Annotated in this window: 24 protein-coding genes; 19 read left to right on the forward strand and 5 right to left on the reverse strand. The window is 55.0% G+C overall.

Annotated features, from left to right (window positions below; genetic code table 11):
* Positions 1 to 140 precede the first annotated feature (140 nt).
* Both R8G34_06750 and R8G34_06755 read left to right on the forward strand, forming a co-directional pair.
* Positions 141 to 836, forward strand: coding sequence for a CoA transferase subunit A (locus tag R8G34_06750; GenBank protein MDW3222577.1), 696 nt, complete (start codon positions 141 to 143; stop codon positions 834 to 836).
* Between the two features lie 12 nt (positions 837 to 848).
* A complete protein-coding gene (locus tag R8G34_06755; GenBank protein MDW3222578.1) occupies positions 849 to 1883 on the forward strand; it encodes a PAS domain-containing protein in 1035 nt (344 codons plus the stop codon).
* Between the two features lie 15 nt (positions 1884 to 1898).
* Here the strand turns inward: R8G34_06755 and R8G34_06760 are convergent, their stop codons facing one another.
* Positions 1899 to 2723 carry a lytic transglycosylase domain-containing protein gene (locus R8G34_06760; GenBank protein ID MDW3222579.1) on the reverse strand — a complete coding sequence of 275 codons (825 nt, stop codon included), beginning with the start codon at positions 2721 to 2723 and terminating at the stop codon, positions 1899 to 1901.
* Between the two features lie 353 nt (positions 2724 to 3076).
* Between R8G34_06760 and R8G34_06765 the strand changes: the two genes are divergently transcribed.
* The 17 genes from R8G34_06765 (at position 3077) to R8G34_06845 (ending at position 21210) form a co-directional block, all read left to right on the forward strand.
* The gene (locus R8G34_06765) at positions 3077 to 3295 is read left to right on the forward strand and encodes a hypothetical protein (protein ID MDW3222580.1); all 219 of its coding nucleotides are present in this window, start codon (positions 3077 to 3079) and stop codon (positions 3293 to 3295) included.
* 90 nt (positions 3296 to 3385) lie between these two features.
* Positions 3386 to 3586 (forward strand): hypothetical protein, encoded by a 201-nt coding sequence (locus R8G34_06770; protein ID MDW3222581.1) that lies wholly within the window; start codon positions 3386 to 3388, stop codon positions 3584 to 3586.
* 320 nt (positions 3587 to 3906) lie between these two features.
* Positions 3907 to 4755, forward strand: a complete 849-nt coding sequence (cpaB, locus tag R8G34_06775; GenBank protein ID MDW3222582.1) for a Flp pilus assembly protein CpaB — start codon at positions 3907 to 3909, stop codon at positions 4753 to 4755.
* A 193-nt stretch (positions 4756 to 4948) separates the two neighbouring features.
* Entirely contained in the window at positions 4949 to 6367 is a 1419-nt protein-coding gene (locus R8G34_06780; GenBank protein ID MDW3222583.1) for a type II and III secretion system protein family protein, read from the forward strand.
* A gap of 4 nt (positions 6368 to 6371) precedes the next feature.
* Positions 6372 to 6755, forward strand: coding sequence for a hypothetical protein (locus R8G34_06785; protein ID MDW3222584.1), 384 nt, complete (start codon positions 6372 to 6374; stop codon positions 6753 to 6755).
* A 231-nt stretch (positions 6756 to 6986) separates the two neighbouring features.
* Complete coding sequence (locus R8G34_06790; protein MDW3222585.1) at positions 6987 to 8231, forward strand: AAA family ATPase; 1245 nt, start codon at positions 6987 to 6989, stop codon at positions 8229 to 8231.
* A gap of 19 nt (positions 8232 to 8250) precedes the next feature.
* Positions 8251 to 9693 carry a CpaF family protein gene (locus R8G34_06795; protein MDW3222586.1) on the forward strand — a complete coding sequence of 481 codons (1443 nt, stop codon included), beginning with the start codon at positions 8251 to 8253 and terminating at the stop codon, positions 9691 to 9693.
* Between the two features lie 113 nt (positions 9694 to 9806).
* Positions 9807 to 10769 carry a type II secretion system F family protein gene (locus R8G34_06800; protein ID MDW3222587.1) on the forward strand — a complete coding sequence of 321 codons (963 nt, stop codon included), beginning with the start codon at positions 9807 to 9809 and terminating at the stop codon, positions 10767 to 10769.
* A gap of 11 nt (positions 10770 to 10780) precedes the next feature.
* Entirely contained in the window at positions 10781 to 11764 is a 984-nt protein-coding gene (locus R8G34_06805; protein ID MDW3222588.1) for a type II secretion system F family protein, read from the forward strand.
* Positions 11764 to 12357, forward strand: a complete 594-nt coding sequence (locus R8G34_06810; protein ID MDW3222589.1) for a tetratricopeptide repeat protein — start codon at positions 11764 to 11766, stop codon at positions 12355 to 12357. Before R8G34_06805 ends, R8G34_06810 begins: the two co-directional genes overlap by 1 nt.
* A 31-nt stretch (positions 12358 to 12388) precedes the next feature.
* Positions 12389 to 13240, forward strand: coding sequence for a tetratricopeptide repeat protein (locus R8G34_06815; GenBank protein MDW3222590.1), 852 nt, complete (start codon positions 12389 to 12391; stop codon positions 13238 to 13240).
* A gap of 12 nt (positions 13241 to 13252) precedes the next feature.
* Positions 13253 to 13750, forward strand: a complete 498-nt coding sequence (locus R8G34_06820) for a prepilin peptidase (protein ID MDW3222591.1) — start codon at positions 13253 to 13255, stop codon at positions 13748 to 13750.
* A gap of 81 nt (positions 13751 to 13831) precedes the next feature.
* The gene (locus R8G34_06825; protein MDW3222592.1) at positions 13832 to 15139 is read left to right on the forward strand and encodes an ATPase; all 1308 of its coding nucleotides are present in this window, start codon (positions 13832 to 13834) and stop codon (positions 15137 to 15139) included.
* A gap of 594 nt (positions 15140 to 15733) precedes the next feature.
* Positions 15734 to 17422: a methyl-accepting chemotaxis protein gene (locus R8G34_06830; protein ID MDW3222593.1), complete on the forward strand. Its 1689-nt coding sequence runs from the start codon at positions 15734 to 15736 to the stop codon at positions 17420 to 17422.
* Positions 17423 to 17624: 202 nt separating this feature from the next.
* Positions 17625 to 20078 carry a ligase-associated DNA damage response DEXH box helicase gene (locus tag R8G34_06835; GenBank protein MDW3222594.1) on the forward strand — a complete coding sequence of 818 codons (2454 nt, stop codon included), beginning with the start codon at positions 17625 to 17627 and terminating at the stop codon, positions 20076 to 20078.
* 40 nt (positions 20079 to 20118) lie between these two features.
* The gene (pdeM, locus tag R8G34_06840) at positions 20119 to 20781 is read left to right on the forward strand and encodes a ligase-associated DNA damage response endonuclease PdeM (protein ID MDW3222595.1); all 663 of its coding nucleotides are present in this window, start codon (positions 20119 to 20121) and stop codon (positions 20779 to 20781) included.
* A gap of 9 nt (positions 20782 to 20790) precedes the next feature.
* Positions 20791 to 21210, forward strand: a complete 420-nt coding sequence (locus R8G34_06845; protein MDW3222596.1) for a PaaI family thioesterase — start codon at positions 20791 to 20793, stop codon at positions 21208 to 21210.
* A 3-nt stretch (positions 21211 to 21213) separates the two neighbouring features.
* Here R8G34_06845 and folD read toward each other — a convergent pair whose 3' ends face one another.
* From folD to R8G34_06865, 4 genes are all read right to left on the reverse strand, one after another.
* Positions 21214 to 22116 (reverse strand): bifunctional methylenetetrahydrofolate dehydrogenase/methenyltetrahydrofolate cyclohydrolase FolD, encoded by a 903-nt coding sequence (gene folD / locus R8G34_06850; protein ID MDW3222597.1) that lies wholly within the window; start codon positions 22114 to 22116, stop codon positions 21214 to 21216.
* An 11-nt stretch (positions 22117 to 22127) separates the two neighbouring features.
* Positions 22128 to 22601: a hypothetical protein gene (locus tag R8G34_06855; protein MDW3222598.1), complete on the reverse strand. Its 474-nt coding sequence runs from the start codon at positions 22599 to 22601 to the stop codon at positions 22128 to 22130.
* A 102-nt stretch (positions 22602 to 22703) separates the two neighbouring features.
* Entirely contained in the window at positions 22704 to 24380 is a 1677-nt protein-coding gene (locus R8G34_06860; GenBank protein ID MDW3222599.1) for a formate--tetrahydrofolate ligase, read from the reverse strand.
* Positions 24381 to 24527: 147 nt separating this feature from the next.
* A complete protein-coding gene (locus R8G34_06865) occupies positions 24528 to 25124 on the reverse strand; it encodes an MOSC domain-containing protein (GenBank protein ID MDW3222600.1) in 597 nt (198 codons plus the stop codon).
* Positions 25125 to 25721 lie beyond the last annotated feature (597 nt).

Raw genomic sequence — 25721 nt, forward strand, 5'->3', positions numbered from 1 at the left:
GCAATTGTTGCGGGAAACAATTGACCGCGCATATACGGTGATTATATTTGCACTTGTATACGGAGGTGTGCAGCAATTGACGTCGTGGGACGCCTATTGTTGGGAGGACGCCCGGTTGCCAGCCGGGTGAAGGAAGCACAATGAAGAAAGTCTATAGCTCGGCGTCAGAGGCGCTTGATGGGGTGTTGCAGGACGGCATGTTGATTGCGGCGGGCGGGTTTGGCCTTTGCGGCATTCCGGAACTGTTGCTGGGCGCGATCCGTGAGGCGGGTACCCGCGATCTGACCTTTGCCTCCAACAATGCGGGCGTGGATGATTTTGGCATTGGTATCCTGTTGCAGACCAAACAGGTGCGCAAAATGATTTCCTCCTATGTCGGCGAAAACGCTGAATTCATGAGACAATATCTGTCTGGCGAGTTGGAACTGGAGTTCAATCCGCAAGGCACGCTGGCCGAACGGATGCGCGCCGGGGGCTGTGGGATCCCGGGTTTTTACACCAAAACCGGCGTCGGCACGGTGATCGCGGAGGGCAAGGAACACAAGGATTTTGACGGCGAAACCTACATCATGGAACGCGGGATCGTGGCGGATCTGGCGATTGTGAAAGCCTGGAAGGCCGATGAAACCGGCAACCTGATGTTTCGCAAAACCGCGCGCAACTTCAACCCACCGGCGGCCATGTGCGGGCGCATCTGCGTGGCCGAAGTGGAGGAAATCGTGCCGCTGGGCAGCCTCGATCCGGACAAAATCCACCTGCCGGGCATCTACGTGCACCGCCTGATCCAAGGCACCCACGAAAAACGCATCGAACAACGTACAATACGCGCGGCTTAGAGGGGGTCAACGGTGTCACCAGTGGCAGATACGCTTCAGGATATCCTAACGGAAGATGTATCTTTTGATGGGTTTAGCCGAACACAGATCCCGATGGTGGTCAGCAATCCGCACTTGGAAGACAATCCGCTGGTCTATGTGAATCACGCATTTACGGCTCAGACCGGCTATGCCCGGAGCGCCGTCATCGGGCGAAACTGCCGGTTTTTACAAGGCGAGGAAACGGACATTGAAGCGGTCAACCGTCTGCGTGAAGGCATCGCGCGGCAAGAGCCGGTTTCCGTGGACATTCTCAATTATCGCGCCAATGGCGAGGCCTTCATGAACCGGCTGTTGATCGCACCGCTGACGGACCAAAAAGGAAATCTTCAGTTTTACGTCGGTATTCAAAAAGAACTGAAGTCCGGCACTCAGGACACAATGACCGACCTCGTGCAGAGGCAACTTGCCGAAATTCAGGATCGTGTTGAAACTGACATGTCTTTGATCATCGGCATGGTGCGACAGCAATCCAGCGGCACCTCCGTTGCAGCCGATTACACCGCGCTCACCCGCCGCATTGAGACTTTTCAATTGCTGTATGAGGAAATGCAGCTGTCTGATACGCAATCCAACCGCGACAGCATTCATCTTGGCAGTTACCTGTCCCGGCTGTGTTGCGCGATCGGTCATGTCTACGGCAGATCGGGCATCCGGTTGAATATGCAACTTGAGCCGCTTGATGTGCCGATTGAAACAGCATCGCGGGTTGGTCTTGTTGCCTCTGAGGTTCTGACGAATGCCTTTCAACATGCTTTTGAAAGGATTGACACCGGGTTGATTGAAGTGCGCATGTCTCAACTGAGCGGCGGTGGTCTTCGGATAATCATTTCGGACGATGGACTTGGGATACCCTCCAAAATGAATTGGCCGGATCCGTCCACCGTCGGCGGCCAGATCATGACCGGACTGATTGAGGGTATGGAAGGCACGTTGCAACTGGGGCGCGGTGCGGCCGGTAGTTTCGTGACAATAGACGTCCCGGCGGGTGCCTCGTTGATACAATGAGTCGGGGGCGGGCACTCAGTCCATTGCCGCAAAAACACAGCCGTCGGTGATCAATTCAGGCGGCGTCAAACATAGACCGCGCGCGACCTGAAATGCCGCGAGGACCGAGGGCACGTAATCTCGGGTCTCGGCGAAAGGCGGCACGCCAGAGTGCGTACGCACATTCCCTTCACCCGCATTATAACCAGCCAGCACAAGCACCGGGTCGCCAGCAAACTCTCCCATCAGCCAATCCAGATATTTCACACCGCCAGCGATATTTTGCGACGCGGTCAAGCTGTCTTTCACGCCGAAACGCGCGGCCGTTGCGGGCATTAATTGCATTAACCCTATCGCCCCTGCCCGGCTTACTGCATCGACGGCTCCTGCAGATTCAACTGAAATCACTGCGAGGACCAAGGCTGGTGACACCCGCGTACCGACGGTGGATTTCAAGATGTCCGTGCCATTGGCCTTGGCAATGGTTTGCATATGCTGAAGCCGCGGGGCGGCAATCTCTCCGGATCCAATGATCACATCCATGACCTGCTCGAGCCTTCCCGGCCCAGTATCAAAAATAGAAGGTGACACTCGGTCCCAGAACCAACCATATCGGCCGATGGGTTTCGCTACTGCGGCGGGAGGCGCATCGAGCACGACCGGTTCCCATGCTGGCTGAGGTACGGCGAGTGCCGCACGTTGTTCCTCGGGGTCAATTTGGACGAGGCTACGCTTTTGGCCCGCAACCGGCACGCCGATACGTTTCGCCTCAAATACCGGGAAGGGTTGCGGGGTTTCGGCCGCGACCGAAAATTCCATCCCCATCGCACCAATCAGTGCGAGAGTTGAACGTACACGCATATTACCTGCTCATTGTTTGTTTTCTTGCGCTATTTTGATCAAAGCATCGCAGAAAAATCCCTCACGCGCCAGAAAATCACTGCTTTTCACGCGCCAATTTCGCCATATTGGGCAGAGAGCCAAATGAAAGATACGCATTCTACGCATGTTTTTCCTTTGATAAGCAATAGCTTGAGAATTTTACGCAAAACCGAAACTTGTAACTGCAAAAGCTGCCGGCTTTGCCCAAATCATGCCGTATTCTCTTGGCTTTATTGCTTCATACCAAGCCGCAAGGACCCGGCGAGAGACGGGGTCTGGCTTCTGGCAAGGTTAGAAATCGAAATCGAACGGATCCTTTGGAGGGACACACTATGATGAAATTTATCAAGAACTTCCGGAACGACGAAGACGGTGCTGTGACTGTCGACTGGGTCGTGCTGACGGCGGCTGTCGTTGGTCTGGCCATTGCCGCTTATACATCGATCCAGGAAGGCGCGACCGACCTGACGGCGGACACATCGACGTACCTTGGCACGACCTTGGGTACAAGCATCGGCAGCATCGGTGCTCCGGAAGCACCAGCCGACTAAAAAGCGCGTTAGCTTTCAATTTGCGGGGGCCGCTTTCCGATCACGGAAGGCGGCCCTTTGTACAAAAATACACTTTGGGAGAATCCTGTGATGATAGAATTTGTCATGAAGTTTGGGGGCGACGAAGACGGCGCGGTAACCGTTGACTGGGTTGTGCTCACAGCCGCAGTCGTTGGTCTTGCAATCGCGGCCTACACCTCAATTGAAGAGGGTGCGACATCGCTGACACAAGCGACGGAGGCGTTCCTTGAGGGCCAGACGATAGGTGAGGTTGGCGCGCCCGACGAGTAGTATTCGGCGCAACAACTGACGGGTGCGGGGACTTTTCTACACCCGACCGCACCCGCCGGCTCGACCCAAATTGCGCCATGTGGTTTCTTTGCGACCTCTTGTTTTCCCCTGGCTTCAAGCTGTTCGGGTTTTGCGCCTCCACCTTGCAAGACTTGCCTCATCCATCCCCAATTAGCACCAATACTGGCTCTGATTGTTGCGCAAAGCGCAAAAGAACACGCTGTCGCCATGTGTTGATCCAGAAGTTGCCATAATCCGATGACATGCTTCTGTTAAGCTTCTGCTGAGTTCCCCGGCGCTTTGACCTGTGAGGATGAGTTATGCGTATGATTTTCGGATTGGTACTATTGGCGGGCATCGCGCTTGCGGGTGGTGCGGTATTCATGGCCAAAAATTACATTGGCGCCTATCAGGCGGAATTGGCGCGCGCTCAGCAAAATCAGAAGGCAGTCGTTCCAACGCAAACCGTCTATGTGGCATCGCGTGCGTTGATTTATGGTGATGTTTTGCAACAGGATGACGTGCGCGCGGTCGCCTGGCCTGTGAGTGCGATCCCGGAGGGCACCTTCAGCGATATGGTCGATATGTTCCCTGAAGGCGAAGACGAGGTGCGCCTCATTGTGCGCGCCATGGAAAAAGATGAAGCCATCATGCAGGTGAAAGTCACCGAGCCGGGTGAGGATATCGGCCTGACGACCCGCCTTGAAAAAGGCACCCGCGCATTTGCGATCCGCGTGGATGTTGCCAGCGGCGTGTCAGGCTTTTTGCGCCCAGGCGACCGCGTCGATATCTATTGGACAGGCAGCATCAACAGGGGCCCGGACAGTGGCGAGGTCACGAAACTGATCGAGGACGCGGTACGTCTGATCGCCGTGGACCAGAACGACGCGCAAATCAACGGTGCGCGGATCGCGCGGACCGTCACGGTTGCTGTCAAACCCGAACAGGTTGCGGCGCTGGCGCAAGCACAGTCCACTGGCAATCTATCGCTGTCTCTCGTTGGGGCCGGAGATGATACACAGATCTCTGAAATACAGGTGGATCAGATGACTTTGCTGGGCTTGAGCGCGCAGGAACCAACACCTGTTGTAGAGCAAGCGCGCGAATGCAGCATCAGGACACGTCGTGGTGCCGAAGTCGTTTCCATGCCAATACCCTGCACAAATTAAAGCGAAACCAAGGTTTTAGGAAGGTGCCGCGGTGAACTGCGGCACCTTTTTTCATGCGCGTTGTTGCCCTTAATCCACATAAAAAAGAGCGTCGAACCCTTTGATTCTTGCAAAAAATTCAAATCTGGCGCAGACTCTCGTTATGCGGGCAAAAAGACCTGCTACAGAGGCGTGATCATAAAGGGCAGATCACATGAAAATCGATGGATTGTTAAGAGCGGCCCTTTTGGGGCTGACAATCGGCGTGTCACCGCTGGCGCTTACGGCACCAGCGCAGGCAGACGCGTTGCGCGTGGTCACCAAGGGCACCAGCAAGTCGCTGGCTGTACCGATGAATCGCGCGGTTGTGGTCGAAAGCGAAATCCCGTTTGCGGAACTGAGCATTGCCAATCCGGGTATTGCGGATATCTCGTCGCTGTCTGATCGCAGCATTTACGTTTTGGGCAAAACGCCCGGTATTACCACGTTGACGCTTCTGGATGCGACGGGCCAGCTGATTGCAAATGTCGAAGTGCGCGTTGCTCCGGATGTGACTGAATTCAAGGAACGCCTGGGCCAGATTTTACCCGGCGAAAGGGTTGAGGTTCGCACCGCTAATGACGGCATCGTTCTATCAGGCACGGTTTCCAGTTCGCAAAAGCTGCAGAAGGCGCTGGATCTGGCGCAACGCTACGCGCCTGATCGTGTTTCAAACCTGATGAGTGTGGGTGGCGTGCAGCAAGTCATGCTCAAGGTCCGATTTGCTGAAATGAACCGTACCGTCTCCAAATCCCTCAGCTCCTCCTTGGCGTTGGGCAGTACAGATAGTCAGGCCGGAACCGGAACCACGAATACAGTGGGCGGCGTCATAAATTCCTTGGCGGGCAACATACCGGCGGCAAATGAAAACGCAGGCGCTATCCTGTTTGGCTTTAATGTCGGCTCCACACAGGTCGGCCTTTTGATCGAGGCCCTCGAGCGCAAAGGCGCCGTCCGGACACTTGCAGAACCCAATCTCGTCGCGCTGTCCGGTCAAGAGGCCAATTTTCTGGCGGGCGGGGAATACCCGGTTCCGGTGGCGCAGGACAACGATACCATCAGCGTAGAATTCAAACCCTTTGGTGTTGAGTTGAATTTCGTCCCCCGTGTGGTGGACCAGAACCTGATAAATCTGCAACTCTCCGCCGCCGTCTCTGCTATTGATCCATCCAATGGCGTCTCCTTGGGCAACGGTTTTGAACTGGATGCGTTTTCACGTCGCGAAACCTCCACTACCGTTGAGATGCGCGATGGCGAGAGCTTTGCCATTGCCGGGCTTTTGCAGGACGATTTTACTGACCAGTCGTCGCAGCTTCCGTGGATCGGCGATGTTCCAATTCTGGGCGCTCTGTTCCGGAGTGCAGATTACCAGCGCAGTCAGACAGAGTTGGTGATCATCATCACCGCGCATATGGTCTCGCCCACCCGGGGTCAGGCTTTGGCCCTGCCGACAGACAGGATCAAACCACCGACCGAAAGAGATCTTTTCCTGCTGGGGCGCACCACAAGCAATGCTGGACGACCCCAAAGAGGTGCTGCCGGTGAAGTGGCAAAACAAGACTTCAGCGGTTCTTACGGTTATGTGATGGAGTAATCCCATGCAACGCCTGACATATCAAAACGCACGCGCAGTGGCGCTTCTGGCGGGCCTGAGCGCTCTCGCGGCTTGTGGTGAACAAGGCAGCACCGGCGCTTTTTACCGAGAAGCGGGATCGCAGATCGATTCTGGCGCGTTCGGCGCTGCGACGCGTCAGAACATCGCGGCACAAACCTGCAGAACCAGTGGATTTGGAGCAGGTAAGGCAGGCGTTGCTCCGGCAGATCCGATTGTTGCCCTTGATCCAGTCAGTACGCGCGCAAACCCGGTTTACCGGGTCTATTGCGATGGACGTCTTGATGGAAAATACGCGCAAATCATTTATTCGGAATACGTCGAAAGCGCGACCCAAAAGACCGAAACCGAAGACGTGGAAACCGAATAGAAACGCCTAGTCGTTTCGAATAAATTCAGCGCGTCGCGCCGTTATTGTGTCCAGATACCCAACAATTGGGCAGATTAAGCCCTAATCTTGCCGCAGTTTCCTGCGAATTTCCTTGAGAAAGACACTTATGTCCCGCCGAAAAGCAGGGCACGGGCGGTCGCAGGAAACCTCGCGGAACGGTTAACCCCGCAAGACCCTGCCCGACCCTTTGCACAAAAGGAAGACGAGGCGATGAGTATGCTGCAACACCCTGATACACCCTCCATCATCGCCTGCACAGTTAGCCGCGATGTCCAGAATTTCGATCTGTTGATAGAAGACATGGAATTGGCGCTTGGCGAAAGCTGGGGAGATCTCGGATTTGCGGACGCGCTAACATTTTTCGAGCAGCCCGACGCACAGGCCCTTGAATTCATAGCACTTGCTATTGACGAAAACGACGAACGGAACCTGGTCGTCTTGAGTGAAATCATCGCGAAGGCGAAATCGAAGAACATCAAGACCATTCTGATTACAAAGGACGTTGCGGTCGCCTCATTGCACATGCTGCTCCGACAAGGTGCTGATGAGTTCTTGGCCTACCCGCTTGCGGAAAACGAATTGAGCGAAGCGATTGATCGCGTGCGCAGCGCTGGCGAGGCCTTGCTCGAGGCTGCCCCGGCTCCGCGGCTGGAAACCAACAGTCAAAAGGAAGGCGCGGTCATTGTTGTTCACGGATTGGCCGGTGGTACCGGGGCTACTACGCTCTGTGTGAACCTTGCCTGGGAGTTGGCGAATGCGGGCAAAGGACGGAGGAAATCTGACCACCCCCGTGTCTGTATCCTTGATCTTGATCTGCAATATGGCGCGGTGGCGACCTTCCTGGACCTGCCCCGCAGAGAAGCGGTGTATGACTTGCTGTCTGATACAGAAAGCATGGATGACGAAATCTTTGCGCAATCCCTGCAGACCTTTGATGATCGCATGGAGGTGCTCACCGCACCGATGGAAATGCTGCCCCTTGATCTGATTGAAGCAGAGGATGTCGAACGTATTCTGAGCATGGCGCGCAAGCACTTTGACTATGTGATCATCGACATGCCCTCGACCCTGGTCAGCTGGTCCGAAACAGTTTTGAATGCGGCGCACGTATATCTGGCGACGCTGGAACTCGACATGCGTTCCGCCCAAAACGCGCTGCGCTTCAAGCGCACGCTGCAATCCGAAGAACTGCCTGTGGAAAAGCTGCGCTTTGTGATGAACCGCGCGCCCAAATTTACCGATCTCAGTGGCAAGAACCGCCTGAAGCGCATGGCCGAAGGTCTGGGCGTATCGATTGACGTGCATATGCCCGACGGCGGCAAACCGATTGCTCAGGGGGCGGATCACGGCCTGCCTCTGGCCCAATCCGCGGCCAAAAATCCTTTGCGGCGCGAAATCCAGAAGCTCGCCCTGTCCATCCATGAGCTCAACAACCAAGACGCTGAAGCGGCCTGATCCCTGAAGGAAAACGCGCATGTTCTCGAAGTTTAAGAAAACCGGAGCCACAGCGGCTGTCCCTGTGGTGGAAAGTACGCCAGTAGCCGAGACTGCGCCTGATATGGCGGCCGTTGCCTCAACCGTCACCCGCAAAACACCGCAACAAAATCCCGCACGCGCTGTGCCGCAGGACAAGGACCGCAAACGCAAGGAACGTATGGGGGAGATCAAACTTGATCTGCACCGTGTGCTTCTGGACAACCTTAACCTGGCGGCCTTGGAACATGCCACCGAGCAGGACTTGCGTCAGGAAATAAGCGCGATATCAAGCGAATTCCTCGAAGAACGCAGCATTGTTCTGAACCGGGAAGATCGCCTGACGTTGACGTCGGAGCTTTATGATGAGGTGACCGGGCTGGGTCCGCTTGAAACCCTGCTCAAGGATGACACGGTCAACGACATCCTGGTGAATGGACCGGAACAGATTTTTGTCGAACGCGACGGCAAGTTGGAGCTCAGCGAGGTGACCTTCAAGGATGAACGGCATCTGTTGCGCATCATCGACAAAATTGTTTCGGCGGTCGGGCGGCGCGTGGATGAATCCAACCCCTATGTCGATGCCCGGCTGAAAGACGGGTCGCGGTTCAACGCCATGGTACCTCCCGTGGCCGTGGACGGGTCGCTGGTGTCGATCCGAAAATTCAAGAAAGACAAGCTGGGCATTGATGATCTCGTGCAATTCGGAGCTTTCACTGAAGAGATGGCCGCCTATTTGCAGGCTGCGGTAGCGACGCGTCTGAACATTATCGTTTCCGGTGGCACGGGCTCAGGTAAGACAACGACATTGAATGCGCTGTCCTCCTTTATTGACGATAATGAACGCATTTTGACGATTGAGGATACGGCAGAGCTGCAACTGCAACAAACCCATGTGGGTCGGATGGAAAGCCGCCCGCCGAATGTCGAAGGTAAGGGCGAGGTGTCCCCCCGCGACTGTCTGAAAAACGCACTGCGAATGCGCCCGGATCGGATCATTGTGGGCGAGACGCGCGGGGAAGAGGTCATCGACATGTTGCAGGCGATGAACACCGGTCACGATGGTTCGATGACCACAATTCACGCGAACTCCGCGCGCGACGGTATCAGCCGTTTGGAAAACATGATCGCAATGGCCGGGATCGAAATGCCCCTGAAGGCTGTACGCAACCAGATTTCAAGCGCTGTGAATCTCATTGTACAGGCCTCCCGTCTTCAGGATGGTTCGCGCCGCATGACATCGATCACCGAAATCACCGGCATGGAAGGCGAGGTCATCTCGATGCAGGAAATCTTTCGCTACCAGCGTGTCGGATTGACACCGGAAAACAAGATTATCGGGCACTTTACCGCCACAGGTGTGCGTTCCGCCTATGCCGAACGGTTCCGCATGTGGGGGTATGATTTGCCTGCCGCAATCTACGAGCCGAGCACAGGCAAATGAAAGTAGTTTTGTCTCCCAGCGCTTTGCTACTTGAGGACGGGTATATATCCTACCGCTTCGCTACTTGAGGACGGGTATATGTCCTACCGCTTCGCTACTTGAGGACCTGATAAATGAGTGTTGAACCCATCATCTACGGCCTGATTTTTGTCGGCGTTCTGGCGCTGGTCGAAGGCCTGTACCTTGTGACCTTTGGGAAATCCATCAGCCTTAACAGTCGGGTCAATCGAAGACTTGAGATGCTCGACAAGGGCAATGGCCGCGAAGAGGTGCTCGAAAAGCTGCGCAAGGAAATGCAGCAACATATGAAATCGCGCACGATCCCGCTCTATTCTTTGCTTGGGGAAAAGGCGCAAAAGGCCGCTATCGCGTTCACGCCGCGCCAGTTGATCATGGTGATGGCGCTGCTGGGCGGCGTGGCCTTTGCCGGCTTGACAATTTTCACCCAGACCGACGTGGGTGTGCGTGCGTTGATGGCCGTTGGCATCGGCGTCGGCGCGGTATATTTCTGGGTGTCGTCAAAAGCCAACAAACGCATGTCCATGATTGAGGAGCAACTGCCCGATGCGGTGGAACTCATGGTGCGCTCGCTCAGGGTCGGACACCCCTTTGCTTCCGCAGTGCAGATCGTTGCCAAGGAGGTACAAGACCCCCTGGGGTCTGAATTCGGCATGATCGCGGATGAAGCCGCCTACGGGCGGGATGTGGGCGATGCACTCAAGGAAATGGCTGAACGTCTGGACATGCAGGATCTGCGTTTTCTCGCGGTCGCTGTGACCATCCAACAGACTTCAGGTGGCAATCTAGCGGAAATTCTTGCCGGTCTGGCCAAGGTAATCCGGGCGCGGTTTCGTTTGTTTCGTCGCGTCAAAGCCATCACCGCCGAGGCCAAGTGGTCCGGCAAATTCCTGTCCGGTTTTCCCGTCGCCGCATTGATCGTGATCAATGTCGGAGATCCGACTTATTACGATGAGGTGCGCGACCACGCGATGTTTATTCCCGCTTGCTTTACGGTGGGCATTTTGCTGGCGTTGAACCTTCTGGTCATGCGCATTCTGACCGACATTAAGGTATAAGGAGCCGCCCCATGGAAATGCTGAACTTGGCGCAAGCGCTCATTGTTGAAAAGTTGGGGCCGCTTGGGCCGATCATTCTTTTGGGGACTTTGGGCCTGATCATGGTGGCCGTTACGGTTGTGCTGATGCTCAATCAACCTGAAGACCCCATGGCCAAATTGAAAAGATCCGCACACGAACCTACATCAGGTTCAGAGCCGCAGCAGCGCCTGCGCCAGGGTGAGCGCAACGAGCAACTGCAGAAATTCGCGAGCTTTCTGGAACCACAGGACGTGGCCGAGCTGAGCAAGAAACAGATGCAATTGCGACAGGCCGGTTATCAAAGCCAGGACGCAGTGCGCATGTTCCATTTCGCGCAATTCGCCCTGGCCATTCTAGGTTTGATTGGCGCATTCGTTTATTTGATCGTAATGGGGGGCGGCGAAGGTTTCAGCAGCAACAAAATGATGATCTGTTTCATTGTCCCCGGGTTTTGTGGATATTACCTGCCCACTTATTGGATCACGCGGCGTATTGAGGCACGCAAAGAAGAGATCACTCAGGGTTTTCCCGACAGTCTGGACATGATGCTGGTTTGTGTGGAGGCTGGTCAATCGCTGGATCAAAGCATTGTGCGGGTGGCGCGTGAATTGCAGGCGTCTTATCCTGCCTTGGCGCAGGAATTTGATGTGGTGGCTTATGAAATGAAGGCAGGTAAGGACCGTGTCAGCGTGCTCAAGGACATGGGCGAACGTTGCGGCGTGGCGGACGTATCCTCCTTCGTCACTGTTTTGATTCAATCGGCAAGCTTCGGGACATCTATTGCCGAGGCTCTGCGTGTCTATGCTGGTGAAATGCGCGATAAACGCGTGATGCGCGCCGAAGAGGCCGCAAACAAGTTGCCAACAAAGATGACCCTTGCAACAATGATGCTCACGGTGCCGCCGCTGCTGATCATCCTGATTGGTCCTTCTGCGCATGGCATTACCCAACTGGGAAATATGGGCGGGCCATAATGATCAACAGGCTTTTACGCGCGGTTGCACCAGCCGCCATAATCGCTGGAATTTTTTCACTCGCGGCCTGCACAGAGACAAGTGATCTCGGTGATCAGGACCTGCCCCCGGGGCAAGTTGATGCCCCCGGTGTGGATCTTGCGGCGGATGCGGTAGACGGTGTAACGGTCGGGCACCGTCTCATCGCGGCGGGCGAATATGAACTGGCTATTAAAGCCTTCAACCGCGCAGCCCTGGATCGCGGTAAGATCGACGCGGAAATTCTCTCCGGACTGGGCAGCGCCAATCTGGGTCTGGGCCGATTGGGCCAAGCCGAAACATTATTGAGGCGCGCCATTGCAACCGAAGGTGCACAGCCTGAAGACTGGAACAACCTAGGCGTTGTTTTAATGGAAATGGGCAAAACCGCCGAAGCCGCACAGATTTTCCGCCGCGCCTTCGCACTGGATAATGGCGAAAGTGTCGCAATTCGGGATAACTTGCGCTTAGCGCTCGCAAAAATTGAAAATCCTGCTACCGTAACGACTGAAACCGACGACTATAAGTTGGTTCGGCGTGGCGACAGTGACTTCCTGATACGCCAATCGCCATAAATGAGGCAAGAGCAGTAAAAGGACGCACAACATGCGCCACCCTATTCATTTTTTCGCCTGTCTGGCGGTTTCAGTGCTTGTGGCAGGCTGTGCTGAAAAAGAAGATGACACCGTCGAGCGTGCCTTTCAGGACGTAAATGTCGTGGATGAATCCAACCTCAGTGACGTGATGCTGACCGTGGCAGATCCGAATGAGGCCGCTAATTATTTCAGCCGAACGGCAAAACAGAAACCAGATCGTATCGACTTGCAACGGGGTCTGGCCTATTCATTAATCCGTGCAAAACGCTTTTCCGAGGCCGTTCCAGCCTGGGAAAAAGTCACTCAAATGCAAGGGGCGCTGCCCGAGGACAGCGTTGCATTGGCAGATGCCCTGATCCGAACCGGTGACTGGGACAAGGCGGAAAAAACGCTGGATAACCTGCCGCCGACGCATGAAACATTCAACCGGTACCGGCTTGAAGCCATGATGGCCGACAGCAACGAAGAGTGGACCAAATCTGATAGTTTTTACGAGATTGCGACGGGGCTGACCACCAAACCATCGGGTGTGTTGAACAATTGGGGATATTCCAAGCTATCACGCGGTGATTACAAAGAAGCCGAACGTCTGTTTGGCGAAGCGATCCGGCAGGACCCCTCCCTGTTTACTGCCAAGAATAACCTCGTTCTGGCGCGCGGTGCGCAGCGAGATTACAACCTTCCGGTCATCCCGATGGACCAGTCCGAGCGCGCACAGCTCCTGCACACAATGGCGCTTTCCGCGATCAAACAAGGCGATGTAGACACCGGCAAGGACCTGCTGCGCGAAGCGGTCGAAACCCATCCGCAACACTTTGATGCGGCAGTCCGCGCCTTGGATGCGCTCGAAACCAAAACCTGAGGCTTCCCTGGCATGGCAATCACAGCCTATTCCGCTTGGTGGTTTCTGCCCTTTGTAATACCGATCTGCGTCCATGTGATTTACACGGACCTGTCGCGCATGAAGATTACCAACAAGGCTGTCTTAGCCCTCGGTGGCGCGTTTTTAGTTTTGGGATGGGCGGTCTTGCCCAGCATCGACATTTATCTCTGGCGGTTGGCGCAGCTGGCGATAATGCTGGTTTTTGGTATCCTGATGAATGCGGCGGGGGCCATGGGCGCGGGTGATGCAAAGTTCATTGCCGCATCCGCTCCATACGTCGCATTAGGTGACTTACGCTTGATCATTGCCCTGCTGGCCGCAGCTCTGCTTGCAGCCTTCGTCACACATCGGATCGCACGTCATACCGGTTTGCGAAAACTCGCGCCCAATTGGCAAAGCTGGGATCAGGGCAAAAAGTTTCCCATGGGCTTTGCGCTTGGTATTACGCTGGTCCTTTATCTGACCCTTGGTGCCCTTAATGGCGCCTGATTTACGCCATTTTCACCCGTTAGCGTCACTCTGAACAGGCACCTGCTGCCGACCAGGACTGACACGAACAAGGGTTTCCAGATGAACATGCAAACCGCCAATGTCATGGCGCCCCCGCCTCCGCGCACGCTCGCGGATATGAAACTGTCGACAGTGATGATGCGCGATATCATCCTCAAAACCATGTTTCGCAAGAACGTGGATATGGTCAGCGATCTCAGCAAAACAATTTGTTTACCCATTCCGGTCACCCAAGAGCTCATCGACCTGGCGCGCGATCAACGGTTGCTGGAGGCAACGGGCACGTTGAATGCAAACAACGGCAATGAGATGGGGTATCAGTTAACCGAACAGGGTAAGGCGCGCGCATTGGATGCGCTTGCGCAATCCGAATATTTTGGCGCGATGCCTGTTCCGTTGGACGTTTACCGCGAACAGGTCAAACGGCAATCTGTGCGCAACATGCAGATCACCCGCGCGCAACTGAATGCGGCAATGGGGCATCTGGTACTGCCCGAAACGCTGCTTGATCAGCTTGGACCCGCTGTATCGGCTGGTCGTTCAGTCCTGATGTACGGACCGCCCGGCAATGGTAAATCATCAATATCGAACGGTATCCGAGATGCTCTGGGCGACAATGTCTATGTGCCCCGCGCCATTGAATATGCGGGGCAAGTGATCACTGTCTATGATCCAATTGTGCATGCTGCTGTGCCCATGGAAGAGGACGACCCGACGAGCCTGCGCCGTGCGACAAAGTTCGACATGCGCTATGTGAAATGCGAACGTCCGACCGTGATCACCGGCGGTGAATTATCGCTCAACATGTTGGATCTGGTCTATAATCCGACCGCGCGGACCTATCAGGCGCCTCTTCAGCTCAAATCTACAGGTGGCATTTTCATTGTCGACGACCTCGGCCGTCAGGCGGAATCGCCGCAATCTTTGGTCAACCGGTGGATCGTCCCGCTGGAAGAGAGCAAAGACATCCTTGCGCTTCAGTCTGGTGAGAAATTCGAGGTGCCTTTTGATACGTTGGTGATTTTCTCGACCAATTTCCACCCCAATGAGATCTTTGATCAGGCTGCCTTGCGCCGTATTTTCTTCAAGATCAAGATTGACGGGCCCAATCAGGAAAACTTCCTCAAGATTTTTGCAATGGTAGCCCAAAAGCGTAAAATGCCATTGGACGAGAACACTTTAGTGCATTTGCTGAAGGTCAAATATCCCGAAATTGACAATATTTATGCCAATTACCAACCGATCTTCCTGATTGATCAAATGATATCGATCTGTGACTTCGAGGGCATCCCCTACCAGATGTCGCCCGACCTGATTGATCGGGCCTGGGCCAACATGTTCGTGAAAGATGAGCATATTGTGAAGTAAGACTTGGCAAATCCGTCAGTGTGCATGATGTGACGCCGTGCCCGCGCCGCGATTAGGGACGTTCCCCTGTGACCTATTGGGACGCAGAGGTCGCTCACAGTGACAGGAAACCACCCTGACGTCTTGGGTCCGTCACAAATAGCAAAGCGGATTCAAGCCGTATTGTTGATGTGCTTCAATGCGATACTCATTCTTCTGCGTTTTGCAAAACGGTTTTTAACAACTCAGAAACGCAAACTTGTCATAACCGCCAGATGGTTAAGTCTGCGTTCTGGTTTTCTTGTCTCTTTTTCTTGGCGTTCAGCGCCGGACCCCTGGCATTCATCGCCAATCAGGCCGGGCGTGTGGATGCATCAGATCTCTATTTGGTTATCTCACCACCATTTAGCTCAGGATCGCCACGGAATATTGCCGAGCTTGGCGTTCGCGAAATCGGACCCCTGAGCGGGTGGTTCACACAAATGGTCCACGCAGATCCCTCGGCACATGCCGCCCTGCAAAATGCCGGGTATATTATCCTACCCGCGGGGGCGATCGCTGCGCTTTGCGGCATTAAAACACCCCTTCAACGTCGCGCCGATAGGAGCTAGACTCATGTTTAAATCTCTCATTTCCTCCCCTGTCAGTATGATCTTTGCTTTATCCTGGGTATTGCTGTTCATTGTCACGGGTTCGGCTTTCATGATCGGCGGAGCAGTTGTTTCTGTTGCCATGACCTCCCTGTCTTTCATTGCACTGGGCGTCCTGATGGCGCGCAGTCAACGCAACCTTGCACCTGTCGGCGCGGCAGTAGCACTGATCGGACAAGCAATTGCCCTTACCTCAGCGTTTCAGGGACATCCTTGGCAAATCGACACGCATATGATGTTTTTTGCACTTTTGGCCTGCCTGGTCAGTTTGCGCAGCGTCCCGGCCATACTGGCAGGAACAGTGATCATAGCGGTCCATCATATATCGTTCTCTTTGGTGATGCCCTCCCTGCTCTACCCATCCGGCGCATTCACTCAGAATATTGCACGTACAACTCTGCACGCGGTTATCGTCATAGTTGAAACTGCGGCCTTGGTTCTGACAGTGATTCAGTTGAAACGCATGGACCAACAGATGCAGGAAAAAGCAAATGACCTGGCCGTCAGCCTACAGTCATCGGACGATGCTCGAAAACAAGCCCAAATTGCCCAGGCAGATGCCGAAAAATCCAAAGAGGTCGCCGAGGCCGCACAACAACAGGCGGAATCCTCTCTGGCCCAATCGCGCGACGCAGATCTGGTCAGGCAACATGCTGAAACGGAGCAGACAAGACTTCAAAAAGAACATATCGAAAACCAACAAGCCCGATCAGACGAGCAGACGATGGCCGTGGAGGCACTGGAGCTTGCTCTGTCAGAGCTTGAAAACGGTGATTTGACGATACGTATCCATCAGAACCTGCCTGCGGACTACGAAAAGTTAAGAAATGCGTTTAACTCTGCACTGGCAACGCTGGAAGAAATGGTATCGGAAGTCGCCAACCGCTCCGAGCAAATGGATACAGAGGTTCAGGAAATTTCCTCTGCGACAGATGACTTGGCAAGACGAACAGAACAACAAGCCGCAACTCTGCGGGAGACTTCAGAGGCTCTCGAAGAACTGACACGTACAGTTCGAACCACGGCTCAGACCGTGGATGATGCCAATACTTCGGCGCAAGGCGCGCAGTCCAGCGCGAAAAACAGCAGCACCATTGTTTCGGAGGCATCAGAGGCCATGGAAGCGATACGGAATGGTGCCGATGAAATTTCAAAGATCGTCGAAGTCATTGACGGAATTTCATTCCAGACAAATCTGTTGGCACTCAATGCGGGGGTTGAGGCCGCGCGTGCAGGTGAAGCGGGGCGCGGTTTCGCCGTTGTCGCGTCCGAGGTACGCGGCCTCGCACAACGATCATCCGAGAGTGCAACCAACATCAGTGCGCTCATTGACCGATCCGGACAGGAAGTAACCGTCGGATCAACCAAAATTGGCGAGACCGTGAGTGCGCTCCAAAATGTGGTCGAGACCGTGTTGGAAATCACTACAAAAATGAACTCGATTTCTGAAAATACCCATGCACAAAGTACAGGTATATCCTCACTGAATGCGTCAGTTTCAGATCTGGATGCGGTAACTCAGCAAAATGCCGCAATGTTTGAAGAAACTAATGCGGCGTGCGCGAACCTGTCCGACGGCGCTCGCACAATGCGCGAACTCACTCAGCGATTTCGTGTGTCACAATCGGTCAATGACACACGCAACGTCGCGTAAATGCGGAAAGCGAATTGCTTACGACGACTGAAAGGGAATGATTTGGCGGGAAAGCTCATTCAATCTAGACACAGCAATGGCGTAGCCAATCCATAAAGCAGCAAGAAAACGCGAGTCCGATCCGTCCTGATAAGGACCGCGAATGCACTCATCCATAGCCATTTCGCTTGGCCGACCTCCAAGCCTGCGCTAACTGTCACGAATGAGTGCGCTCCCTTCGATATTCGTTGATTGGTTTGCTTCGAAAGACTGGCAAGTCCACCCGCATCAGCAGCTAATGCTGGACCGGGCAGAAGAGCGTGCACTGTTGCTGATAGCCCCAACCGGCGGTGGAAAAACACTTGCGGGCTTCCTGCCGACCCTAGTCGATTTGGTAGAAAGACCTTCGTCAGGCCTGCACACGCTTTATATCTCGCCTCTCAAGGCACTGGCAGCAGACATCAAGCGCAACCTGACCACACCGGTTGCCGACATGGGTCTGGATATACGCATCGAAGACCGCACCGGTGATACGCCCGCCAGCCGAAAGAAACGGCAACGCGTCGATCCACCTCATATCCTTTTGACAACGCCGGAAAGCCTCGCGCTACTCACATCATATGAAGATGCACCACGCATGTTCAGCGGCTTGAAACGCGTGGTAATTGACGAGATCCATGCCCTTGCAGAATCCAAGCGCGGCGATCAACTGATGCTCGCGCTTGGGCGTTTACAGCGGCTTTGTCCGGACGTGCGTCGGGTCGGCTTGTCGGCAACGGTAGAGGATCCACAAGCCATCGCAAAACTGTTGTCGTGCGATCCCGACCGTTGCCACATCCTGCAGGCCGATCCCGGCCCCGCGCCGGATATTTCAATGCTGATGGGAACAGAGGTTCCTCCTTGGTCAGGGGGTAACGCTGCCTACGCCATCTCCAACGTGCTCGAAGAAGTGCGCAAACATAAAACCACTCTGATCTTTCACAATACCCGGGCACAGGCCGAAATATTCTTCCATAATCTCTGGCTGGCGAATGATGACGCTTTGCCCATTGGGATCCATCACGGTTCACTTGATCGTCAGCAGCGCGAACGGGTGGAAGCCGCGATGGTACGGGGTGATCTGCGCGCGATTGTCTGCACCGGCAGTCTTGATCTAGGGATAGATTGGGGCGACGTCGATCTGGTGATCCAGATTGGAGCCCCAAAAAACGTAAAACGGCTGGTACAAAGAATTGGTCGTGCAAATCATCGGTATAATGCACCATCCAAAGCGCTACTCGTGCCTGCCAACCGTTTTGAAGTCGTGGAATGCGTCGCCGCGTTGGAAGCCGTACGCGCTGGTGCTTTGGACGGTGAACCACGCGGGAGCGGGCCGCGAGATGTGTTATGCCAACACATTCTTATCACAGCGGCGGCCGGACCATTCAACGCTGATGCATTATATCGAGAAGTCGTAACGGTTGGAGCTTATGCCCAACTGACCCGCGCGGAATTTGACGCCTGTCTGGATTTTTGCGCAACGGGTGGCTATGCACTGCGCGCCTATGATCAATGGCAGCGTTTACAACGGCGCACTGACGGGAACTGGCAATTGCGCGACCCGCGCACGGCCCAGAAGATCCGAATGAATATCGGCACCATTCAGGACACCGATACACTCAAAGTTCGTCTCAAACGTAACCGTGGGGGCAAACCGCTGGGCGAAATTGAAGAGGGCTTCGCGGCTTCTCTAACACCCGGCGACACGTTCCTGATCGGTGGGCAAATCGTAAAATACGAAGGTCTTAGGGAAATGACCGTCGAAGTCACAAGGAACGCAGCAAAAAAACCAAAGGTTGCGACCTTCATGGGGACAAAATTCGCGACTTCCACGCAATTGAGCGCACGTGTTGTGGAGATGTTCCAACAAGATACATGGCCTGATTTACCTGCGCATACGGCAGATTGGCTCGCTCTGCAGCGCCGTGTAAGCCAGTTGCCCAGACCCGGACGGCTTTTGATTGAAAGCTTTCCGCATGACGGTCGCGAACAAACAGTGGTCTATGGGTTCGCCGGACGGAACGGGCAGCAGACGTTGGGATTGTTGCTGAGCAAGCGGATGGAAGAAATGGGGCTGAACCCTTTGGGCTTTGTTGCAACGGATTATGCCACTTTGATCTGGGGTCTGGATGCCGTCGAAAACCCGGCACCGCTTTTTGAGTTGGAAGCGCTTCAGGATGGTCTGGACACGTGGTTGGCAGGAAATGCAGTAATGAAGCGCACATTTCGCGCCAGCGCAACAATTGCGGGTCTGATTCAGCGCAACACGCCTTCTGCACGCAAGTCGGGTCGGCAGGCCACATTCAGTTCCGACATTCTCTATGACACATTGCAGAAATATGATCCGGAACATCTTTTGCTGGACATAACCCGCGAGGAGGCACTGCGCGGATTGGTGGATTTTGGTCGAATTGAAGAAATGGTTCGACGCATTGAAGGGCGCATTGACCATATGAAGCTGTCACGGGTAACACCTTTGGCGGCACCGCTTTTCCTGGAAATGGGTCGTGTCCCTGTCAAGGGTGCCGCGGAGGAAAAGCTGCTTGCCGAGGAATCCGCCAAACTCATGGAGCAATCCGGCCTGGCGCAGATCACACCCTCTCACAACAATCAGCCTGCCTGGCGCGTGGGGTACTGAATCGCTTGCGCCACCCCGAAAGATACGCCATGAACAAATCATGAACTCACACGTTTTCACCTTTGCTACCGCCACACTTCATGCCCTAGGATCCGGTGCCCTGTGGTGGCCGCAGGCCAATCTTTTATGCGTGTCTGACCTGCATCTGGGGAAATCGGAACGGATAGCGCGTCGGGGCGGGCAGGCCCTCCCGCCTTATGAAACGCGCGAAACTTTGACACGTCTTGCGGCAGATATTGAAAACACGCGAGCTCAGATTGTGATCTGTCTGGGGGATAGCTTTGACGACCTGCAAGCTGCGAGAGCGCTGCCGGAAGAAGAAAGATTATGGATCGCGCGGCTGCAAGCGGGTCGCCGCTGGATCTGGATTGAGGGCAATCATGATGCCGGGCCCATTGAATTCGGCGGAGAGCACCTACGGGATTTGACTCACGGCGCGCTGACATTTCGTCATATCGCCACGCAAGCCACGATCGCGGAAGTATCAGGTCACTACCATCCCAAGGCCAACATCCAAACACGCGGTCGGCGCATATCACGGCCAGCTTTTTTGCATGATGACAGACGCTTGATCATGCCAGCCTATGGGACCTACACTGGCGGTCTGCGCAGCGACGCGCCCGCGCTGTCTCAATTGATGGGGCCAAATGCTCTTGCAATTCTGACAGGACCCGTGCCCACTTGCGTGCCAATGCCGCGCTAGGACTTCAATATGGACGATATTGATCGACAAAGGATCGCCGAGAGTTTTGCAGCTCAGAACATGATGCATACCTTTGGTGCCGAGCTCAGCTCCGTTGAGCCCGAGCAAGTCGTCATAACGGCACCAATTCTGACCTGCGCCCTCCAGCAACAAGGGCTTGGGCATGCGGCGTTGACGTTTTCGATTGGGGATAGTGCAGCGGGCTATGCTGCACTAACAACCCTGCCCCTCGATCGGGAAGTTGTCACAGCGGAAATCAAAATCAATCTACTGGCGCCTGCCAAAGGTGAACTATTGCGCGCCACTGGCCGGGTGGTCAAACCGGGCAAGCGATTGATTGTGGTGACCAGTGAGGTCCATGCCATTCAAGAGGGCTCGGAAACCTTGATTGCGGTTCTTCAAGGCACAATGGTGCCTGTTCCCCGCTAGCGGTTAAGCCGTCAAGCCAGTCGGTTCCGGCAGATTATTGGCGCGACAGCAAGCCGTCACAGTATTGGCCAGCAAACAGGCGATTGTCATCGGCCCGACACCGCCCGGTACAGGTGTAATCGCCCCGGCGACAGCGGCGCAGCTTTCATATTCCACATCCCCAACAAGACGCGTCTTGCCCTCGCCCCGCTCCGGCGCATCAAGCCGGTTGATACCCACGTCAATGACCGTCGCACCGGGTTTGATCCAATCGCCCGGCACCATTTCGGGGCGCCCGACTGCGGCCACGACGATATCGGCACGTCGTACCACGTCTGGAAGGTCTTTGGTCCGGCTGTGCGCGATGGTAACGGTGCAACTATCCCCCAACAGCAGCTGTGCCATGGGTTTACCGACAATGTTGGAACGTCCAATCACGACGGCATCCATACCCGATAGCGATCCATGATGATCGCGCAACATCATCAGGCAACCGAGCGGCGTGCAGGGTACCATGGATTTCTGCCCGGTCCCCAGCAAGCCTACGTTTGAGATGTGAAATCCGTCCACATCCTTGGCCGGAGAAATCGAGTTGATGACCAAATCCTCATCCAGATGTTTGGGCAACGGCAGTTGAACCAGAATACCATGGATCTCAGGATCGTTGTTGAGCTGGTCGATAATCGCCAACAGGTCAGCTTCGGATGTGTCGGCATCGAGCTTGTGTTCCACCGACTTCATGCCCACCTCGGTGGTTTGTTTCCCTTTGGAGCGCACGTAAACCTGGCTCGCTGGGTCTTCACCCACGAGCACGACTGCCAGCCCGGGCGTTATTCCATGATCATCCCTGAGCTTGCTCACATGCTCTGCGACCTGCCCGCGAACAGTGGTGGCAAAGGCTTTTCCGTCGATGATTTTTGCTGACATCTGGTGTCTTCCTATTGTCGTTGAAACGTGACCTTGTGGGCCCATGAGTGACCGTCGCTGATCACAAGTTCATCAAATTGCATGAGTTGCAGCAGGTCATAGAATGTCGCGACATATTGCAGTTCTTCTTGCCGAAAGAACCCGCCTTCTCTTACGGCAACGGTCATTTGCGCCATGATCGCACGTGCGCGGAATATCGTTGAAAAAACTTCATCATCCAAAGCGGTCAGGATGAGCGTGCTTGAGGCCTCTCCCTTGGCATAAAACACAAATCGCGGCGTTTCGGGCGCATCCAACTGTGCCCGCGTCAAAACATTCACAAAGTCGATACGAACCGCTTTTCCCGAGCCCTGACTGGCCCGCACGACCCTGTCAAACGTCTCTTCCGAGGTGATTTCAGGATAGTAATATCCGACGTAACGCTCTTGCGCGCCCACGGCCCCTGCGAACAACAGTGCAAAACACATCGCAAAAAATCTGGTCATCATGGTCTCCCCCTATGCCCTGATGTACAGCTTGGCGGCGCACAGCTCAGGGGGCAACCCAAATCGCCACCCCCTGACCGCATATCTTGCGGTAATGGCCCTTTAGAACAGCCCCTCAACATCACCATCCGCATTCAACTTGATGTTTTCCGCTGACGGCACGCGCGGCAGGCCCGGCATGGTCATAATCTCACCGCAGATCGCAACAACGAAACCAGCACCTGCACTCAAGCGCACTTCGCGCACCGGAATGTCAAACCCGGTTGGCGCACCGCGCTCATTGGGATCGGTGGTAAAGCTGTATTGCGTTTTCGCCATACAGACCGGCAGGTTGCCGTACCCCTGATCTTCCCAGTCTTTCAACTGGTTGAGGATTTTCTGGTCCATCACCGCCGCATCCGCACGGTAGATTTTCGTCGCAATTGTGTTGATCTTATCTGCAAGGCTCATCTCGTCAGGATAGATTGGCGCGAAGTTGGCCTCCCCCTTGTCGATGGTTTCGACAACCTTGCGCGCAAGATCAGCGGAGCCTTCGGAACCCAACTCCCAGTGGCGTGACAAGACAGCTTCGGACCCTTGGCTGGCGACGTAATCCTTGACCGCCTGCACTTCTGCATCCGTATCCGTGACAAAGTGGTTGATCGCCACGACAACCGGCACGCCAAAGGATTTGACGTTTTCAATGTGACGGCCAAGGTTTGCGCAACCGTTTTTCACTGCATCAACGTTCTCAGCACCAAGGTCCGCCTTGGCCACGCCGCCGTTCATTTTCATCGCGCGTACAGTTGCCACCACGACAACGCAGGATGGTGCGAGACCCGCCTTGCGGCACTTGATGTTGAGGAATTTTTCCGCACCAAGGTCTGCGCCAAAGCCCGCCTCTGTCACCACGTAATCCGCCAGTTTCAAAGCGGTGGTTGTGGCGATTACCGAGTTACACCCATGCGCGATGTTCGCAAATGGACCACCATGCACAAAAGCCGGATTGTTTTCGAGCGTCTGCACGAGGTTTGGCTGCATTGCGTCCTTGAGCAAAACAGTCATCGCACCGTCCGCCTTGACGTCGCGGGCATACACCGGCGTACGGTCGCGACGGTAGGCGACGATCATATCGCCCAGGCGCTTTTGCAAATCTTCAAGGTTTTTGGACAGACACAGGATCGCCATAACCTCGGACGCCACAGTGATGTCAAAGCCGGTTTCGCGGGGGAAGCCATTCGCGACGCCGCCAAGGGAGGCCGTGATCTGGCGCAAGGCGCGGTCGTTCATATCCACCACACGGCGCCACACAACGCGGCGCGTGTCAATTTCCAGCGCGTTACCCCAATAGATGTGGTTGTCGATCATCGCGGACAGCAGCGAATGTGCAGAAGTAATCGCGTGAAAGTCGCCGGTGAAATGCAGGTTCATTTCTTCCATTGGCACAACCTGCGCATAGCCACCGCCAGCGGCGCCGCCCTTCATGCCGAAGTTCGGCCCCAAAGAGGCTTCGCGGATGCACACGGCGGCTTTTTTCCCGATATGGTTCAGACCATCCCCAAGACCGACCGTTGTCGTTGTCTTACCCTCACCCGCAGGCGTTGGGTTGATCGCTGTGACGAGGATCAGCTTGCCGTTGTCATTGCCCTGAACAGAGTTGATGAACTGCTGGCTTACTTTGGCCTTGTCATGGCCGTAGGGCAAAAGGTCGTTGCTGGAGATCCCCAGTTTTTCACCAATGTCCTGAATGGGCTGCTTGCTCGCTTCACGCGCAATTTCGATATCGGTCTTGTAAGCCATGATTGTGTCCCCGTTGAAGTGCCGCGCACGGCAGCGTTGCTGCATTATGCATACGAGTGCGGCAGGTCCCGCAGAAGGGCAATTCCGACATTTCCATGCGATGTTGCGGCGGCAAACGCGCCAATCGTTTCTTTTCGGAAACGAATGTTACGCTCGGGCGTCCTCGAGATGGGTCCAAACCGGCTGATCCGGAATATGCAGCGTGACACGATCTCCGATAGCCACGACCCCCTCCCGTTCCACCCACGCCGTCACGCCGCGACGGTTTTCGGCTGCAGGTTTAAAGGCTGGGCCAAATCCGGGACGGTCCTTTTCAATCTCTCGACCGGGGTAAATACAGGGACGGTTTTCCATATCAATTGTGATGCTGGCACCGCTTGGAAACTGCAAGCGCGAGGATGGTGGGACATGCGAAAAATCCGGGATGCCTTCGATCACCAAGGACGCTCCCATCCACGCGGGATCAATCGCATCCAATCCCATCTCGACTGCAATCAGCGCCAGCTCTTCGCTGGAAAGAACCGAAAGTTGCCGCACATTGCGGATTTCGGTTCCATTGGGATATTGCGCTTTGGTACGCACGCAGGAAGGGCGCGTCATACCCCCGTGGCATTCACCCTCGATTCCGGCAAAGCTCAGATCCGCTCTCTCAAGGGCTTCGGCCCGCAGCGTATCTTCGCTGTCCACGACTCGCCCCAACCATTTCAGGCTGCCAGAGAAACGGGTGGGTAAAAGCGCGGGCATATCGAAACTCCTGACGGGCAAATGGTGCAGTCTGACCAAAGACAACACCAAATGACAAAGCCCTGCAACCGCACTGACACATTACCAGACGTAGAACACGCTGCGAGAGCATAGTTGAATGAATGGAACTGCTGGCTTTTAGGCCTAAGGAGTTGACAGGATAGCGAGCGGCGCGGCGCAAATTCTTTGCACCAAAAAAAGGCACTAGCCCTCTTTTCAACGTTGAACAGATATCTCAGAAAATCACTCTAAGCATTTTCGGTGCGCGCATTGCCGACCCTTGCAGGCTGTTGAAGTGCGACGTTTGTATCCAACTCAACATCAGCGTCTTGAGACTCTGGGAGGCGCGGGTGCTCCACCGACCGGCTGTGCGGTCCGCCATGAACGGACATGATCTATCAGGCGTGCGCGCCTCCGATAATCGATTGTTGAAGCGTTCCTCGACGTCAACCGTCTTCGCTAAAACGGTTCTCGGTATTGACCGTTCAGCGCGGTTTTATTGTCCGGAGACGGCACCGCAAAGGTCAAGAGGATATAGGTATGCAGCGTTTGCGCGACTTTTCAGGAACGCTTCGCCACCACGGCGGGCGCTCCAGA

Source organism: Paracoccaceae bacterium, assembly GCA_033344815.1.
Taxonomy (GTDB): domain Bacteria; phylum Pseudomonadota; class Alphaproteobacteria; order Rhodobacterales; family Rhodobacteraceae; genus Roseobacter.

What these genes read in the sequence shown, in the direction of transcription:
- R8G34_06750 (MDW3222577.1), top strand. Translation starts at nt 141, where the DNA reads ATGAAGAAAGTCTATAGCTCGGCGTCAGAGGCGCTTGATGGGGTGTTG.
- R8G34_06760 (MDW3222579.1), bottom strand. Translation starts at nt 2,723, where the DNA reads ATGCGTGTACGTTCAACTCTCGCACTGATTGGTGCGATGGGGATGGAA.
- R8G34_06765 (MDW3222580.1), top strand. Translation starts at nt 3,077, where the DNA reads ATGATGAAATTTATCAAGAACTTCCGGAACGACGAAGACGGTGCTGTG.
- R8G34_06770 (MDW3222581.1), top strand. Translation starts at nt 3,386, where the DNA reads ATGATAGAATTTGTCATGAAGTTTGGGGGCGACGAAGACGGCGCGGTA.
- cpaB (MDW3222582.1), top strand. Translation starts at nt 3,907, where the DNA reads ATGCGTATGATTTTCGGATTGGTACTATTGGCGGGCATCGCGCTTGCG.
- R8G34_06780 (MDW3222583.1), top strand. Translation starts at nt 4,949, where the DNA reads ATGAAAATCGATGGATTGTTAAGAGCGGCCCTTTTGGGGCTGACAATC.
- R8G34_06785 (MDW3222584.1), top strand. Translation starts at nt 6,372, where the DNA reads ATGCAACGCCTGACATATCAAAACGCACGCGCAGTGGCGCTTCTGGCG.
- R8G34_06790 (MDW3222585.1), top strand. Translation starts at nt 6,987, where the DNA reads ATGAGTATGCTGCAACACCCTGATACACCCTCCATCATCGCCTGCACA.
- R8G34_06795 (MDW3222586.1), top strand. Translation starts at nt 8,251, where the DNA reads ATGTTCTCGAAGTTTAAGAAAACCGGAGCCACAGCGGCTGTCCCTGTG.
- R8G34_06800 (MDW3222587.1), top strand. Translation starts at nt 9,807, where the DNA reads ATGAGTGTTGAACCCATCATCTACGGCCTGATTTTTGTCGGCGTTCTG.
- R8G34_06805 (MDW3222588.1), top strand. Translation starts at nt 10,781, where the DNA reads ATGGAAATGCTGAACTTGGCGCAAGCGCTCATTGTTGAAAAGTTGGGG.
- R8G34_06810 (MDW3222589.1), top strand. Translation starts at nt 11,764, where the DNA reads ATGATCAACAGGCTTTTACGCGCGGTTGCACCAGCCGCCATAATCGCT.
- R8G34_06815 (MDW3222590.1), top strand. Translation starts at nt 12,389, where the DNA reads ATGCGCCACCCTATTCATTTTTTCGCCTGTCTGGCGGTTTCAGTGCTT.
- R8G34_06820 (MDW3222591.1), top strand. Translation starts at nt 13,253, where the DNA reads ATGGCAATCACAGCCTATTCCGCTTGGTGGTTTCTGCCCTTTGTAATA.
- R8G34_06825 (MDW3222592.1), top strand. Translation starts at nt 13,832, where the DNA reads ATGAACATGCAAACCGCCAATGTCATGGCGCCCCCGCCTCCGCGCACG.
- R8G34_06830 (MDW3222593.1), top strand. Translation starts at nt 15,734, where the DNA reads ATGTTTAAATCTCTCATTTCCTCCCCTGTCAGTATGATCTTTGCTTTA.
- R8G34_06835 (MDW3222594.1), top strand. Translation starts at nt 17,625, where the DNA reads ATGAGTGCGCTCCCTTCGATATTCGTTGATTGGTTTGCTTCGAAAGAC.
- pdeM (MDW3222595.1), top strand. Translation starts at nt 20,119, where the DNA reads ATGAACTCACACGTTTTCACCTTTGCTACCGCCACACTTCATGCCCTA.
- R8G34_06845 (MDW3222596.1), top strand. Translation starts at nt 20,791, where the DNA reads ATGGACGATATTGATCGACAAAGGATCGCCGAGAGTTTTGCAGCTCAG.
- folD (MDW3222597.1), bottom strand. Translation starts at nt 22,116, where the DNA reads ATGTCAGCAAAAATCATCGACGGAAAAGCCTTTGCCACCACTGTTCGC.
- R8G34_06855 (MDW3222598.1), bottom strand. Translation starts at nt 22,601, where the DNA reads ATGACCAGATTTTTTGCGATGTGTTTTGCACTGTTGTTCGCAGGGGCC.
- R8G34_06860 (MDW3222599.1), bottom strand. Translation starts at nt 24,380, where the DNA reads ATGGCTTACAAGACCGATATCGAAATTGCGCGTGAAGCGAGCAAGCAG.
- R8G34_06865 (MDW3222600.1), bottom strand. Translation starts at nt 25,124, where the DNA reads ATGCCCGCGCTTTTACCCACCCGTTTCTCTGGCAGCCTGAAATGGTTG.